The organism is Hymenobacter sp. R533113, from assembly GCF_056835965.1.
The window spans coordinates 282,750-299,111 of the sequence record NZ_JAKWBD010000013.1; the positions used below are offsets into that span (position 1 = coordinate 282,750).

General features: G+C 49.9%; 9 protein-coding genes, 1 tRNA gene, 3 rRNA genes and 1 pseudogene. 2 read left to right on the top strand and 12 right to left on the bottom strand.

Translation table 11 applies throughout. The annotated features are described in order from the left end of the window. Nucleotides 1-8: 8 nt before the first annotated feature. The 12 genes and pseudogenes from MKZ35_RS10220 to MKZ35_RS10275 form a co-directional block, all read right to left on the bottom strand. Nucleotides 9-995 (bottom strand): glycosyltransferase family 2 protein, encoded by a 987-nt coding sequence (locus tag MKZ35_RS10220; RefSeq protein ID WP_482513197.1) that lies wholly within the window; start codon nt 993-995, stop codon nt 9-11. After that, nucleotides 988-1,515 carry a DUF4199 domain-containing protein gene (locus tag MKZ35_RS10225; protein WP_482513198.1) on the bottom strand — a complete coding sequence of 176 codons (528 nt, stop codon included), beginning with the start codon at nt 1,513-1,515 and terminating at the stop codon, nt 988-990. Before MKZ35_RS10225 ends, MKZ35_RS10220 begins: the two co-directional genes overlap by 8 nt. Further along, nucleotides 1,455-2,090, bottom strand: coding sequence for a DUF4199 family protein (locus tag MKZ35_RS10230; RefSeq protein WP_482513199.1), 636 nt, complete (start codon nt 2,088-2,090; stop codon nt 1,455-1,457). The genes MKZ35_RS10225 and MKZ35_RS10230 overlap by 61 nt, the downstream gene beginning before the upstream one ends. A gap of 61 nt (nt 2,091-2,151) precedes the next feature. Continuing rightward, complete coding sequence (locus MKZ35_RS10235) at nt 2,152-2,661, bottom strand: hypothetical protein (protein WP_482513200.1); 510 nt, start codon at nt 2,659-2,661, stop codon at nt 2,152-2,154. 194 nt (nt 2,662-2,855) lie between these two features. After that, a complete protein-coding gene (locus MKZ35_RS10240) occupies nt 2,856-4,202 on the bottom strand; it encodes a BatA domain-containing protein (RefSeq protein ID WP_482513201.1) in 1,347 nt (448 codons plus the stop codon). Nucleotides 4,203-4,389: 187 nt separating this feature from the next. Next, a 5S ribosomal RNA gene (gene rrf, locus MKZ35_RS10245) occupies nt 4,390-4,501 on the bottom strand. Nucleotides 4,502-4,585: 84 nt separating this feature from the next. Continuing rightward, nucleotides 4,586-7,501 (bottom strand): 23S ribosomal RNA (locus MKZ35_RS10250). Between the two features lie 241 nt (nt 7,502-7,742). Further along, nucleotides 7,743-9,255 (bottom strand): 16S ribosomal RNA (locus MKZ35_RS10255). Together the 16S, 23S and 5S rRNA genes form the textbook arrangement of a ribosomal RNA operon. A gap of 673 nt (nt 9,256-9,928) precedes the next feature. Beyond that, nucleotides 9,929-11,199, bottom strand: a pseudogene (locus tag MKZ35_RS10260) (adenylosuccinate synthase). Next, complete coding sequence (locus MKZ35_RS10265; RefSeq protein WP_482513202.1) at nt 11,199-11,546, bottom strand: STAS domain-containing protein; 348 nt, start codon at nt 11,544-11,546, stop codon at nt 11,199-11,201. Before MKZ35_RS10265 ends, MKZ35_RS10260 begins: the two are co-directional and overlap by 1 nt. Continuing rightward, nucleotides 11,543-12,013 carry a Fur family transcriptional regulator gene (locus MKZ35_RS10270; protein WP_482513203.1) on the bottom strand — a complete coding sequence of 157 codons (471 nt, stop codon included), beginning with the start codon at nt 12,011-12,013 and terminating at the stop codon, nt 11,543-11,545. The genes MKZ35_RS10265 and MKZ35_RS10270 overlap by 4 nt, the downstream gene beginning before the upstream one ends. Nucleotides 12,014-12,216: 203 nt before the next feature. Further along, on the bottom strand, nt 12,217-14,427 hold the full coding sequence (locus MKZ35_RS10275) for a RelA/SpoT family protein (RefSeq protein WP_482513204.1): 2,211 nt from the start codon (nt 14,425-14,427) through the stop codon (nt 12,217-12,219). A gap of 314 nt (nt 14,428-14,741) precedes the next feature. Here MKZ35_RS10275 and MKZ35_RS10280 point away from each other — a divergent pair. Both MKZ35_RS10280 and tig read left to right on the top strand, forming a co-directional pair. Then, nucleotides 14,742-14,823, top strand: a tRNA-Leu gene (locus MKZ35_RS10280). A 110-nt stretch (nt 14,824-14,933) separates the two neighbouring features. Beyond that, nucleotides 14,934-16,268 carry a trigger factor gene (gene tig / locus MKZ35_RS10285; protein ID WP_482513205.1) on the top strand — a complete coding sequence of 445 codons (1,335 nt, stop codon included), beginning with the start codon at nt 14,934-14,936 and terminating at the stop codon, nt 16,266-16,268. The last annotated feature ends 94 nt before the right edge of the window (nt 16,269-16,362 follow it).

A 16,362-nucleotide genomic window follows, 5' to 3' on the forward strand; every position in this document is an offset into this window, starting at 1 on the left:
CTACTACGCTATTTGATATTCAGTTTTTCGCGTACTAAGTAGTCATTTCGACGGGCTCCGCTCAGAGAAATCATCTCAGCTAAAAATCCCGCTAAAAATAACTGCACACCTACAACTACCGCCACCAAAGCCAGAAAGAACAAGGGCTGTGCAGTTACGTCGCGCGCTTTTAAGTTGTTGAAAGCCAGATACACTTTTTGCCCCCCAAGCCACAAGGTGATGATCATTCCGAGTAGAAATGATAACGTGCCCATCGTACCAAAAAAGTGCATGGGCCGCCGCCGAAACCGACTCACAAAGGTGATGCTCAGCAAGTCCAGAAAGCCGTACACAAAGCGCTCCAGGCCAAACTTCGTAACTCCGTACTTACGCTCCTGATGTTGCACCGGCTTCTCCCCGATGCGGGCAAAGCCGTTCCACTTGGCAATGACCGGGATGTAGCGGTGCATCTCCCCATACACCTCAATGCCTTTCACCACGCGCTGATCATACGCTTTGAGGCCGCAGTTGAAATCGTGCAGTTTAATACCTGATATCCAGCGCGTAACGCCGTTAAAAAGCTTCGTTGGAATGGTTTTGCTGAGCGGATCGAAACGCTTCTTTTTCCAGCCACTCACCAAGTCATAGTGCTCTTCCGTAATCATGCGGTACAACTCGGGCAACTCTTCCGGCGAGTCCTGCAAGTCGGCATCCATGGTGCACACCACGCGCCCTACGGCCGCCCGGAAGCCTACGTTTAGCGCCGCTGACTTCCCATAGTTACGATTGAAGCGGATGCCGCGCAGATGAGTGTCAGCCTGAGCCAACTCCTCTATTACCTCCCACGAATCATCGGTGCTACCATCATCTATCAAAATAACTTCGTACGTGAGCCCATGCTGGGCCAGCACCCGATGAATCCAACGCGTTAGTTCTGGTAACGATTCTGCTTCGTTGAGCAGTGGGATTACAACCGATATCTCGACAGGGAAATGCTGCGGCAAACGCTTACTCAAACTCGGGACGATTATGCTTGGTGATGGCAGCAATAATAAGCGTAATCAGAAAGCCAATAAGAGTTGATCCGAGCACGGCTACTGCAATACCGATTGGGCCACTCGCAAAACTCTGAGACATTTGAATAGCCTGATCTATCTGAGCATCGCTCATATTACCCGCTTCTTCCATCTTAGCGCGAGTTTGATCCATTGCGCGCTGCGCTGCAGAGGGATCAATAAACTCCATATAAACATAGCGAAAAATGCCCCCCAGCAGACCAGAAACCAAGCTGACAATGGTTCCGATTCCGAGGCCCTGGCCATAAGACATGAAGCCGCTATTATTCTCCTTATAGTTTTTATGTGCCAGAAAAATACCGCCAACCAAGATTATAAGGCTTAAAAGCGACAGCGCAGTATTCTGCTCCAAATTGGTCGCCAGCAGAATAAAGGAGTAAATAATAGATATTATGCCCGTTAGGAGTCCGTAGCGCAAGCCAACAGAAGTAGTAGAAACTGGAGTAGAAGTGTTTTCCATGGGGTTAGGGGGATGTGAGTAAGATGAATACTGGCAGCAAGAACGCAGTTATTTTCTAAAAAAACGGCTCCTGGGAAGCTTAAGAATAACCCAAACAGTAATTTTTTCTCAAAATCATCAGATGCTAACGCTTGGGGCGTGTGAGCTAGGCTTTGACGGGCGCGCTCATATTGTGCCGCACCTCCAGGCTGTTTAATAAACTCAGTCTTACTAGCCTCTAAAAGCACCTTCATTTCCGTTAAGTGCCGATCAATCGGCCCTTGTCCGGTAGCTCGGGCAAAACCATACACGCCAGCCGCCGACGTAACGGCAGCCAGGATGGTGGTTAAAATACCAGCCGCCAATACGCGCCGCAAACCTGGCCCAACAGGTAAGAAGGAACCCCTGACTGTCCATTGACAAAGTAAAGCTGCTAATGGCGGTACAAATACACTTAACAGCCGCTTGGGCCCATAGGGGTTACTATCCATCAGATAGAGAACTATTATCCACATGATGCATACGATCCCAGCCCCCACTCCGTAGCGAAGAGCATGACGTACAACAAGCCGATTGGGTGAGGTGTCTGAATTCACTTGATATGAGAAGTGGCTCAGCAAGATAGTGGACGCTGGTCAATATGCTGCGGGAAGCATTTTAGGCAGCCACTACCATAGGCTCCGCCACTTTCCGTGTTGTCATAAAACGAAGCAACAGTACCTCTGCCAGTAAACAGGCTAGTGCCGCCCATAAACAGTAGTGCCATAGCGGTGTGCCTATCCGCTCAGCCCTATATTGCGCCGCCACAGATTGCCCCCCAGAAGCATCATAAACCTGAATATTTGGACGATTCTGACCTATCATATTGCGCAACTCATCGGCCGTGTAATGTGTCAGATTTGATTCGCGCTTGTCAAAGTTGAAGGCCATAGTTTTAACCGTCCGTCCATTACGCGTGAGTTGGTAAAATCCTGGGGCTTGCATTCCTGGTGGAATATCAAAGCGCAACTCACCCGCCTGTATTCGCTGCACAGGAATAAACGTTGAGCTATCCTTTGTTAGCTTAAACACCTCTTCCCTGTTGTTTGCCGCCTCTGATATTGCTATTGCAACCGTCCGTTGATTTAAACGATAAGCTGGACTTTGATCATCGCGGAAGCTTTGCATGGCTAATCGATACATTACCGGCACAAAGAGCGCGTGATTAGTGAAGTCTGAGTAGCCACCTTCAAACGGGGCTGAGAATAGATATACGGTACCACGTCCGCTACTGAAACTAGCTAAATAGCCGTCTCCATCTTGTAATCGTAGAATGTCTGTTCCCGACCTCGACCAACGTAGCACGGGTGATACTTTTGGCATCACAGTCTGTCGATTCTGCGCAGTGAACACTTCTTTAAAAAGGGGTTCTCTGGGTCTGGAGTAGCAATACTCCTTAGATTGGGCGCACCAGTGCGTATTGGTTCCCACTGTACCGAACCTATCCCTAAAGCACGAAATAACTGAGTGTAGGAGGCACGTCCTGCGGCGTTAGCTGGTGGCACAATAACCACTGATCCTCCCTTGTCGACCAACCTTTTTGTGCTTTCGCGCAGGCTTGCATCCACACGTGGTTGCTGCACCAATGCAAGATTAGCGTCTTGCAACAGCCTATAATTTACGGCCTGTGGAGTGCTTTTGCTGTAAGAGAATAAAGCTTCATTTGCATACAAGCGCTGTGTTGCCGGTTCACTCGTAGCCAAATCCACAATGCGGATTTGGGGCGAAGGTTGTAGAGTGAAGTAGTATGTATTATCAAAGGTTACAGGGAAATCCTCTACTTCCACCCGACACTGTTGCAACTCATTATTGTTGATGCGCACTCGTACTGTTGTAGTAGTCGGACTTTCTATACCAACAGATGTACGATAAACTGCTGCCTGTTTATCTCCTACAAATAACTTTACTTGACAATTAGCGACAGTAGCCTGCCCTCCATTACGTAGTCGAATACGCAGCATGATATCTGTTCCACGCCGTACGAAAGCATCATCGAACCCTACACTATCTACATACACATTCTGAGCAATGTCTTTTTGGGCTACTGGTACCAGAAATACTCTCTCTGTTGAATCAAGCAGAGACAAAAAATCAAGAGCGAAATCATTTTTCTGAAAATCCGAAAAGATAAAGGTCTGTCCGCTTTCATTTCCGCTCTGACCTTTACCCTTAGCTAACAAGCTCCTCAAACTTCCTGCCTGTCCTGATACTGTTAGCTGCTCTGTAATTGTTTGAAAAGTAGATCTGCTTAATGAATTAGCTACGTTGGAAAGCTTGAATTGCGTCGTTGCTGAATATACATTAGCAAGGCCGTTTGCTTCACCTATAGCTTGATCCAGAAGAGACTGATCATTGCCTTGGGCTTGCATACTTGGTGAGGTATCAATAAGCATAGATACTGAGTCGCCTTCCTTAGCATCTTGCTTCGCAGCGGGTATAGTCGGCTGACAGAACATCAACACTATAAAAATGAGAAACCCGATACGGGTCAGCAGCACAAGCAAATGCTTTAATTTCCGTTGCCGAGCAGTTATAATTTTTACTTCTCTAATAAAATTGACATTGGTAAAAACAACAAGCTGAGGTCTACGCAATTCAAAAAAATGGATAATTATTGGAATAGCTATAGTTAGGAATCCCAACAAAAACCACGGATACAGTAATATCATTGCTAAATGTACTGATTGAAGGGAAATGAATAGGTATAGTAACACCTTAACTAACTGATCGACTATAATATTTTCAGCCTAAAACGAGAATTATGACGGGTAGCCTCTTTTTACTTCCAAGTTGGCCTAAACGGGAACAGCCCCCCGCATCCGGATAGTGGGACGCTGGGGGGCTGTTGGAATATAAGGTTGGCGGCGACCGACTCTCCCACCGGTGAAGGTAGTACCATAGGCGCACCGGGGCTTAACTGCTCTGTTCGGAATGGGAAGAGGTGAACACCCGGGCTAAAGCCACCATTACTGGCGCTCGTGTCTAGTTCACAGACACAACAAATAACGTTGACGCAGGTAACGGGTAAGAAGAAAGCAGAAAAAGAGCATTGTCTGGTAAGTGTTCGAGTCATTAGTACTACTCGGCTCGGCCGTTTCCGACCTTCCACCTGTAGCCTATCCACGTGGTCGTCTCCCACGACTCTTCCTATATAAGAGATCTCATCTTGAGGTGAGTTTCGCACTTAGATGCTTTCAGCGCTTATCTCATCCCAGCGTCGCTACCCGGCGCTGCAGCTGGCGCCACAACCGGTGCACGAGCGGCTGGTCCATCCCGGTCCTCTCGTACTAAGGACAGGTCCTCGCAAATCTCTCACGCCCACCACAGATAGGGACCGAACTGTCTCACGACGTTCTGAACCCAGCTCGCGTGCCACTTTAATCGGCGAACAGCCGAACCCTTGGGACCTTCTCCAGCCCCAGGACGTGACGAGCCGACATCGAGGTGCCAAACCTCCCCGTCGATATGAGCTCTTGGGGGAGATCAGCCTGTTATCCCCGGCGTACCTTTTATCCTTTGAGCGATGGCCCTTCCATGCGGAACCACCGGATCACTATATCCGTCTTTCGACCCTGCTCGGCTTGTAGGCCTCACAGTCAAGCCCGCTTCTGCTATTGCGCTCTACAACCGGTTACCAAGCGGTCTGAGCGGACCTTTGAAAGCCTCCGATACTCTTTTGGAGGCGACCACCCCAGTCAAACTACCCACCAGACACTGTTTCCCCGTTCAGGAGATTAGGCACCGAGTAACACAAGGGTGGTATTTCAACGTTGGCTCCCCGAGAGCTGGCGCCCCCGGCTCAAAGCCTCCCACCTATCCTACACATGTGTTACCCAGCGTCAATGTCAAGCTATAGTAAAGGTGCACGGGGTCTTTCCGTCCCGTGGCGGGTACTCGGCATCTTCACCGAGACTACAATTTCACCGAGCTCACGGCTGAGACAGCGCCCAGATCGTTACACCATTCGTGCAGGTCGGAACTTACCCGACAAGGAATTTCGCTACCTTAGGACCGTTATAGTTACGGCCGCCGTTTACCGGGGCTTCGATTCAAACCTTCGCAGCTTGCGCCACTAAGTTCCCCTCTTAACCTTCCGGCACCGGGCAGGTGTCAGACCTTATACTTCCGCTTGCGCGTTCGCAAAGTCATGTGTTTTTGTTAAACAGTCGCCTGGGCCTTTTCACTGCGGCTTCTCTTATTGCTAAGAGGAAGCGACCCTTCTCCCGAAGTTACAGGTCCATTTTGCCGAGTTCCTTGGCCGTGATTCACTCGAGCCCCTCAGGATACTCTCCTTGACTACCTGTGTCGGTTTGCGGTACGGGTTACTCTAAGGTTAAAACGCTTAGCAGGTTTTCTTGGCAGTCTGATTAGGATGACTATCCCCGTGGCCGAGGCCGTAGGGTACTATCACGGTTCAGCAAGGTCGGCGGATTTACCTACCAACCCTATACCTACGCGCTTCAACGGGCACTTCCGTCCGCCCGCGCATCTTTCACTTCTGCGTCACTGCATCACTTCTTAGAGTAAGTGCTGGAATATCAACCAGCTGTCCATCGACGTAGCCTCTCGGCGTAGCCTTAGGTCCCGACTAACCCTGCTCCGATTAGCGTTGAGCAGGAAACCTTAGTCTATCGGGGGGCGGGTTTCTCACCCGCCTTATCGTTACTCATGCCTACATTTGCTTTTCTAGCCGCTCCAGCACGCCTGACAGCATACCTTCTCCGCTGCTAGAATGCTCCCCTACCACTTACACATCCGTGTAAATCCATCGCTTCGGTACCGGACTTGATGCCCGCGTATTATCGATGCCCTCTCGCTCGACCAGTGAGCTGTTACGCACTCTTTAAATGAATGGCTGCTTCCAAGCCAACATCCTGGCTGTCAAGGCAAGTGGACCTCCTTTGTTCAACTTAGTCCGGATTTAGGGACCTTAGCGGATGGTCTGGGTTCTTTCCCTCTCGGCATGGGACCTTAGCACCCCACGCCTCACTGCCGCGTATATCAACCGGCATTCGGAGTTCGTCTGGATTCGGTAGGCTGTGACACCCCCTAGTCCAATCGGTAGCTCTACCTCCGGCTGACTTGACCGCGACGCTGTACCTAAATACATTTCGGGGAGTACGAGCTATTTCTCAGTTTGATTGGCCTTTCACCCCTACCCACAACTCATCCAAATCCTTTTCAACGGAAACTGGTTCGGGCCTCCAGTTGGTTTTACCCAACCTTCACCCTGGTCATGGGTAGATCACAAAGTTTCGCGTCTACCCCCCTGACTCTGCGCCCTGTTCAGACTCGCTTTCGCTGCGGCTCCGCGTCTTCAGACACTTAACCTTGCCAGGGAGGAGTAACTCGTAGGCTCATTATGCAAAAGGCACGCCGTCACCCCACTAGAAGGCTCCGACCGCTTGTAAGCACACGGTTTCAGGTTCTTTTCACTCCTCTATTCGAGGTTCTTTTCACCTTTCCCTCACGGTACTGGTTCACTATCGGTCTCTCAGGAGTATGTAGCCTTAGCGGATGGTGCCGCTGGATTCAGAGGGGATTTCTCCGGTCCCCCCTACTCAGGAATCCTCTACCGTGCTTGACTTGCTCGCTTACCGGACTCTCACCGTCTCTGGTCGACTTTCCCACGTCGTTCAGCTAAAATCAAACAATCAGATCTTGAGGTCCTACAACCCCCAGCTGGCCGTAACCAACTCGGTTTGGGCTCGTCCCCGTTCGCTCGCCACTACTTAGGGAATCATTGTTATTTTCTGTTCCTCCGGGTACTTAGATGTTTCAGTTCCCCGGGTTTGCCCCTATAGCACTAAAGCTATAGGCCCTACCGCTTCACGGTAGTGGGTTGCCCCATTCGGATACCCGCGGATCACTTCGTATGTGCCAATCCCCGCGGCTTTTCGCAGCTTATCACGTCCTTCCTCGCCTCTGAGAGCCTAGGCATCCCCCGTGTGCCCTTGCTTACTTACCTTCTAGCCCTCCCGTAAACAGGAAGGCCGGCTCGTAACAAGAAACCACTAAAAGTAGTCCTCGCTTCTTTCTTTTTCTTCTTACTCGTTATCCTACGTCAAAGAACAGTTGATCTACGATCTAGATCAGGGTAGGAGGGAGGCATTATTGTCGCCCTCCTAATAATATTTGAATGAGAGGAAAAGACGTATTGGTAAGTTAGTAGCGTACTGAACGAAGTTCACGAGTCGGATCAGCTCCAGAAAGGAGGTGATCCAGCCGCACCTTCCGGTACGGCTACCTTGTTACGACTTAGCCCCAGTTACCTGTTCTACCCTAACTGGCTTCTGTGACGAGCACCAGCTTCAGGTCTACCAGACTTCCATGGCTTGACGGGCGGTGTGTACAAGGCCCGGGAACGTATTCACCGCGTCATTGCTGATACGCGATTACTAGTGATTCCAGCTTCACGGAGTCGAGTTGCAGACTCCGATCCGAACTGAGACCGGTTTTGTGAGATTGGCGTCACGTTGCCGTGTAGCGACCCTCTGTACCGGCCATTGTAGCACGTGTGTAGCCCTAGGCGTAAGGGCCATGATGACCTGACGTCGTCCCCGCCTTCCTCACTGCTTGCGCAGGCAGTCCTTCTAGAGTCCCCATCATGACATGCTGGCAACTAAAAGTAGGGGTTGCGCTCGTTGCGGGACTTAACCCAACACCTCACGGCACGAGCTGACGACGGCCATGCAGCACCTTGCTTTGTGTCCCGAAGGAAAGGCTCATCTCTGAACCGGTCACGCGCATTCTAGCCTAGGTAAGGTTCCTCGCGTATCATCGAATTAAACCACATGCTCCACCACTTGTGCGGGCCCCCGTCAATTCCTTTGAGTTTCACTCTTGCGAGCGTACTCCCCAGGTGGGATACTTACCGCTTTCGCTAAGTCACCAACAGTCTATCGCTGGCAACGAGTATCCATCGTTTACGGCGTGGACTACCAGGGTATCTAATCCTGTTCGCTCCCCACGCTTTCGTGCCTCAGTGTCAGATGTCGCCTAGGCAGCTGCCTACGCAATTGGGGTTCTGGACGGTATCTATGCATTTCACCGCTACACCGTCCATTCCGCCACCCTCGACGACTCTCAAGCCTGGCAGTATCCAGGGCAGTTCCACAGTTGAGCTGTGGGCTTTCACCCCGGACTTACCAAGCCACCTACGCACCCTTTAAACCCAATAAATCCGGACAACGCTTGCACCCTCCGTATTACCGCGGCTGCTGGCACGGAGTTAGCCGGTGCTTATTCCTCAGGTACCGTCAGTTGGTCTCGCAAGACCTTTTTCTTCCCTGAGAAAAGCCGTTTACAACCCAGAAGGCCTTCATCCGGCACGCGGCATGGCTGGGTCAGGCTCTCGCCCATTGCCCAATATTCCCTACTGCTGCCTCCCGTAGGAGTCTGGCCCGTATCTCAGTGCCAGTGTGGGGGATCACCCTCTCAGGTCCCCTAAGCATCGTCGCCATGGTGAGCCGTTACCCCGCCATCTAGCTAATGCTACGCAACCCCATCCACAACCAATAAATCTTTTATAAAACGACGATGCCGTCACTCTATATTATGCGGTATTAATCCGCCTTTCGGCGGGCTATCCCCCAGTTGCGGGTAGGTTGGTTACGCGTTACGCACCCGTGCGCCACTAGTGTATTGCTACACCCGTTCGACTTGCATGTATTAGGCCTGCCGCTAGCGTTCATCCTGAGCCAGGATCAAACTCTCCATTGTATAAATTCTCTTCACCTATGCGAACATAGGCTGCTGTCTTGGGCGTAATCCAACTCTTCTTGTTGAACTCGTTTGTTACGCTCGCTGCCGGGGTAGTTACCTACCTTGGCAGCCTTACCAATTTGTCTTTTCCAACCATTCAAAGAACGTGCGTCAGCCCCTGCCGGACTGACCCTGTGGCCGCTTGCGCTGCCTTATCCTCCCTAGTAACCCAGACACCTTTTCGTTCGGGGTTGCAAAGGTAAGAGAAATTTTCTTTTCGCAAGTAAAAGCAGAAAAAAAATTTGTTTCCCTACTTTTCTCTTGATTTAACCGCCTCCTTGTGAAGCGGGTTGCAAAGATACGATTCGTATAAACCGTTTGTCAAGAGGTAAGAAATATTTATTTTTTGCTTACCTAAGGCCCCAACTTTATCAGCTTTCTGGTTTTGAGTGCCTCTTAACCTTTTTCCACTATTCCAAGTTCCAGCAACGTGCTCTTCTAAGAAACCTCTCGTCACTTACTTCCTTTTATACCTCGCCAAAGCAAAATGGGCTACAAAGATAACATCCTTATATACCCGATGTCAAGAAAAAAGCGAAAAATCTAAACCTTTCTGCTAGCCGATTGCTGAAACAGGGTGACAAAGATACGGCGGGTTTTGAACAAGTCAAGACCCGCCGCGTCTTTTTACTTAGTTCAAGTGTAAAGTACTTAGTCGGTCGGGACCAACACTTACAATTCGGATAGGCACTTCTAGGTGATGCTCAAGGAATTGCAAGTATGAATGAAGTTCTGTAGGTAATGCTTCAACTTCTGAAATAGACTGTAAATCGGTGCGCCAACCAGGCAACGTAGTGTATACAGGAGTTAAGGCTTGCAGAGCTTCATAGTCTGGCAAGAGGTCAGTATCCTCACCATCGGGAGTTCGGTAATGAGTGCAAACCTGTATTTCAGTGAACTCATCCAGCACATCTGCCTTCATTAAGTGGAGTTCTGTCACCCCATTGAGCATAATACTGTAACGCAGAGATGGCAAATCGATCCAACCACAACGCCGTGGTCGACCGGTGGTAGAGCCGAACTCACGTCCGGCTTGACGTATCCTTTCTCCTACCTCATCATGAAGCTCAGTAGGAAATGGGCCACTTCCAACGCGGGTACAATAAGCCTTACTAATACCATATACCCGATCAATATGACGGGGTGCAACACCTAAGCCAGTACACGCTCCAGCGACAATGGTATTGGATGAAGTAACAAATGGATAGGTTCCAAAGTCAATATCAAGCAAGGAGCCCTGAGCCCCCTCAGCGAGAATGCGCTTTCCTTGACGTAATAAATCGTTTAGTAAGTATTCTGTGTCGGTGAGTTGGAGGCCACGCAGGAATTCGACCGCAGAGAAAAATTCTTCTTCAAGTGCTTCTATCTCTAAGTCTCGGCCATGGAATGAGGCAAACTGCGCATGACGGGCTACGGCCTCGGTATAGCGCTCCCGAAAGGTGGGCAATAACACATCCCCTACTCGTAGGCCCGTACGACCAATCTTATCTTGGTAAGTGGGTCCTATGCCTTTAAGAGTCGACCCAATTTTGCCCCCCCACGCATTTCTTCTGAAATACGATCGAGAGCACGATGAGATGGCAGGATAAGTTGAGCCTTTTTTGAGATGTAGAGGTTAGGGGCCCAATTTACCCCTCGATCAGTTAGCTTCTGCAACTCTCCCCGGAACACTACGGGGTCGAGGACAACTCCATTACCAACTACATTAATAATATGCGGGTGAAAAATACCCGATGGAACTTGGTGTAGTACGTGTTTCAGGCCATCAAAGGTGAGCGTGTGACCAGCATTTGGACCACCCTGAAAACGGGCTACCACGTCGTAGGTAGGGGCTAGTACATCTACTATTTTACCTTTCCCTTCATCGCCCCACTGTAATCCAACAAGTACGTCAACTGGCATTAGGTTGTAGCTTTCAATTGTTCGGCGGCTGATGCATTATCAGCCGCAATAATGAAGATGGCGTCGAGCTTAGTGATGAATAGAAGCTTACGAACGAGGTCGGAAGGATTGATGAGTACTAACTCGCCTCCTTGGTTGCGAAACTTTGTCAAAATGGAAACCAGTACACCGATGCCCGTGCTATTAATAAAACGCACGTTAGACAAATCGATAGCACAGTAAACAACACCTTCACCGAGGTGGTCATTGATAATTTGAAGCAGAGGTTGAGAATCAGGGCTGCCGATGAGGTCGCCAGTGAGGCGGACGTAGAGGATGCCGTTTTGAACGGTGGATTCAGTTTTCATTCGGAAAGTAAGCGGGCAGCTTTGGCGCGGCAATCACCACAAACGCCATACAGATTCAAAGAGTGGTGCAAGATATGGAAATTCAAAAGCTCCCCGACCATGGTTTGAATACCGTGGATGCGGGGGTCACAGAACTCAACTACTTTGTGGCACTCCGTACAGATAACGTGGTCGTGTTGACGGTAGCCGTATGACTTCTCATACTGAGCTAGATTACGCCCGAATTGATGCTTACTCACCAACCCGTGCTCTACCAACAAATCAAGCGTGTTGTATACCGTAGCGCGGCTTACTTGCAAGCCTTGCGCTTTCATGCCGGTATAGAGCTCCTCTACATCAAAATGGCCAGTGCGAGCATATATTTCCTCTAATATGGCATAGCGCTCAGAAGTCTTGCGCAAGCCCTTATTTTCTAAATAGGCGGTGAAAATCTTCTTCACCTCCTCAAATTTATCTCTCTCAATCATTGTGTAACCTTATATATAAGGAGTAACAAAGGTAAGCGGGAAAGTGAGTTGGCAGACTCTGCCTTTGCGTGTTTGCCCAAATCACTAAATTCTATTTTGAGAAACTGGGGGGCTTTTTTGCTTGCAGAAATAAGAGTCATTGTAAAAAGCCCCCCAGTATTAGTACTGCATAACAACTAGAACTCGCTAGGACTACTAAGGACTTAGGTAGCAAACCGCTCGACTAACAGCACTCCATTCACTTTGCTTAAGCGCTGAATCATCTTATGCAAATGGTCGGTATCGTTGACAAAGACCATGATCTGACCCTCAAACATTCCATCATTTGAGTCGATGGTAATGGAGCGCATATTGACTTTGAGACTATTGGAAATAATACGCGTCACGTCATTCACCAAGCCTACACGGTCGGAGCCCTTGATGCGGATACCAGCCAGAAAAGCAAGCTCCAGCTGATCAGTCCACTTGGCGCGCACAATGCGGCTGCCGTAGTTCGACATAAGCTTAACAGCCTGCGGACAAGAGGTACGGTGGATGATAATGCCTTCGGTTTCGGTTTCGAAACCAAATACATCATCCCCCGGAATCGGATTGCAGCAGGGGGCAATATGATAGTCGAACTTGTCAGTATGCTCACCGATGACGAGCATATTGGCATTCACTCCTCGAATTTTTTGCACCTCCTGATCGAAAGACTTGGGCGCTAAGGAAGAAGATAAGTGAGGCGATTCAATAGTGGGGTCGAATAATTCCACCTTAATCTCCCGGCCATCGAGTTGGCCAATTGCTAAGCGATAAAAGAAATCCTGGACGTTATAGAGGTTGAAATGAGCCAGCAAGCGGTTCAAATTTTCCTGATTATTCTCAACTCCCAACAATTCCAACCGCTTCTCTACCAGATAGCGTCCGTCGTCCGTTTTAGAGCGCTTATCGTCGCGCAGATACTCTTTAATCTTTGAGCGGGCTTTGGATGTGATTACATACTGCAACCACTCCTCCGTAGGGCGTTGCTTGTGCGAGGTCAGGATTTCTACCTGATCACCGTTGCGGAGCTGGTAGCTTAAAGGCTGCAACTTCTGATTGACTTTGGCCCCCAGGCACTGCAAGCCAATCTGAGAATGAATATCAAAGGCAAAATCCAGTGCCGTTGCCTTATCAGGTAGAATAATAAGCTTGCCTTTAGGCGTAAAAGCATATACTTCTTTAACAAAGAGGTTCTGCCTAAACTCATCCATGAACTCCAGCGCGCTGGAATTATTAGTTTCTAGCATCTCACGCACCTTTGCAATCCAGGACTCCAGCGTCGACTCCGGCTGCACGGTGCCGGTATCCTTGTATTTCCAGTGAGCGGCGTAGCCTTTTTCGGCAATTTCGTCCATGCGCTTGGAGCGAATCTGCACCTCCACCCACTGCCCCGTGCGCGACATAACAGTGGTGTGCAGGCTCTCGTAGCCGTTGGCTTTGGGCGTGCTCACCCAATCGCGCAGGCGGTCGGGGTTGGGCTGGTAAAAGTCGGTGACGATGGAATACACCTGCCAGCAGGCGGCTTTTTCCTGCTCCTGCGGCACATCCAGAATAACCCGAATGGCAAACAAATCATACACTTCATCGAAGGTGACGTTCTGCTTGCGCATTTTGCGCAGAATGGAATAAATTGATTTGGGACGGCCTTTTATCTCAAAATCAAAGCCCTGAACCTTTAATTCCTCGTCGATGGGCGTGACGAAATCCTTGATAAACCGATTACGTGCGCTACGGCTCTGGCGCACTTTCGTCACCAATTCGTTATAGACTTCCGTGTCGGTGTACTTTAAGTACAGGTCCTCCAGCTCGGTTTTGATAGCGTATAACCCCAGACGATGCGCCAGCGGAGCGTATAGGTAAATAGTTTCGGAAGCTATTTTGAGCTGTTTATGCCGGGGCATCGACTCCAGCGTACGCATATTATGCAAGCGGTCGGCGAGCTTGATCAAAATGACGCGTACATCCTCAGAGAGGGTCAGCAACATTTTGCGGAAGTTCTCGGCCTGCTCGCTGGTGCCGTAGTCAAATACGCCCGAGATTTTGGTTAGCCCGTCAATGATGCGTGCCACTTTGGGCCCGAACTCCCGGTCGACGTCTGATATTTCCATCGGCGTGTCTTCTACCACGTCGTGCAATAGGGCCGAGACAATACTTGTGGTACCCAGTCCGATTTCCTCCACCGCAATCTGCGCCACCGCCAATGGATGCAGAATATAGGGTTCACCGGATTTGCGACGCATGTTTTTATGCGCCTCTAAGGAGGTATTGAAAGCTTTTTTAATAAGCTTAGCGTCGTTGCCGTGCAAATAAGGCTTAGCAGTGCGGAGTAAGCGGCGGTAATGGCGCAGAATCTCGTTGCGCTCTACTTCAGGATCAATAAGGGTAGCCATGTACGCGGGCGGAGCCAAAGCTCCGTGGTTATCTACGAAAGTACGAACTCAGCCCATGACTAGCGGGCGAGTTTTATTTATAACAAAGCTGCTGCTCAAAAAGGTGCGACTCAACAGCTGGGGGGCAAATTCAGGTTTTGGAAGAATATACTGCTATTCATAGAGAACCCAGTAGTGCTGAATTTCATCGAAGAAAGCGCGTGGGGGGCAAATTTGCGCGGGTTTACTATAATCATTCTTTACTCATTGCGGAGTTGGTTTGAATTTCCCGACTCGTTGCGTAGCTTTGCGGCCCCGAGGCAGTTGGCCTTGCGGCGGATGTGGCGAAATTGGTAGACGTGCCAGACTTAGGATCTGGTGCCGCAAGGCGTGTGGGTTCGAGTCCCTCCATCCGCACTTATTTTTTCTCAAGGAATGCCCCAACCCTCAACCCAAACGTTGGGGGTTTCTTTTTCACCGGCTGCCGGCTTGTTTCTTTTCCGTTACCCTTTAACTGACCACCTGTTTTGGATATTACCCTCGATAAAAACGACGACCAGCTTAGTGCCATCCTGACAGTACAACTGACGGAAGCCGACTATGCTGCCACGGTTGATAACAAGCTCAAGGACTACAGCAAGAAAGCGCAGATCAAAGGGTTCCGGCCGGGCAAAGTACCCGTCGGCTTGGTTCGCAAGATGTACGGAAAGAGTATTCTGGTGGAGGAAATCAATGGCTTGCTCGGCAAAGCAGTCGATAGCTACATCAAGGAGAATAACGTGCGCATTCTGGGCGAGCCTCTGCCCATAGCCAGCGACATTGACTTTGACACCCAGAAGGATTTTGATTTCAAGTTTGAATTAGGCTTGCTTCCTGATTTTGAGCTGCCGGCCGATCAAACCCTGAACGTAGAGCGCCACCAGATAGGTGTTGATGAGGCTACGCTACAGGAAACCTACGACCAGATTTCCCGCCAGTATGGCGAAAGCACCAACCCCGAGGCTTCGGAAGCCACTGACTACCTCTATGGTAAGCTCAAGAAAGCGGATGAGGAGGGCGAAGGCCGTACGGTGTTGCTGCCTATTAATAAGGTAAAGAACAACGTCGATACGTTTATCGGAGTAAAGGCCAACGATTCGGTAACCTTTGATTTGAAGGATGCTTTCGACGGCGACGCTTCTGCTATTGCCAACTTTTCAGGTCTTTCGAAAGATGAGGCTGCCAACGTAAGCGGCGAGTACGTGCTGAACGTTGAGAAAATCAACCGCACGACCAAACCCGAGCTGGATCAGGAGTTGTTCGACAAAGTATTTGGCAAGGACATCATTACTTCTCGCGAGGAATTCGATGAGAAGGTGCGCACTACGGTACAGGAGAACTACGACCGTGAGTCGGACGGCTTGCTCAACCGTCAGATCGTGGACCAGATGGTAAATAATACGACCATCGAGGTGCCGAAGGAGTTCTTCAAGAAGTGGCTGGTGCGCGCCAACAAAGGCAATCTCACCGAGGAGCAGGTAGACGAGCACTATGACGACTATGAGCGCGAGCTGAAGTGGTCGATGATCCGCAATAAGGTAGTAGAAGAGCAGGGCTTGAAGGTGTCGAACGACGAAATCGTGGAGCGCACCATGCAGAAGATTCTGGGCCAGTTCAACATGGAAATGACACCAGAGCTGCAGGATTCTATCCGCAGCTTCGCTGACAACTACCTTAAGCAGGAGAACGGTAAAAACTACGTGGACGAGTATGAGGCCATTCTGGCAGAGAAAGTACTTGAAAACCTGCGCGGCAAAGTTGTTGTTACTGATAAGCCGATTTCGGCTGAGGACTTCCGGAATCAGGCAGCTAGCCAGCGCTAGTCTGCCGGTTTTCTAACCCACAAAAAAGCCCTTACTTGCCGTTAGGGCTTTTTTGTTGCCCAGCGGTTTCGCTTTTACACCTCTTCTCCCATTA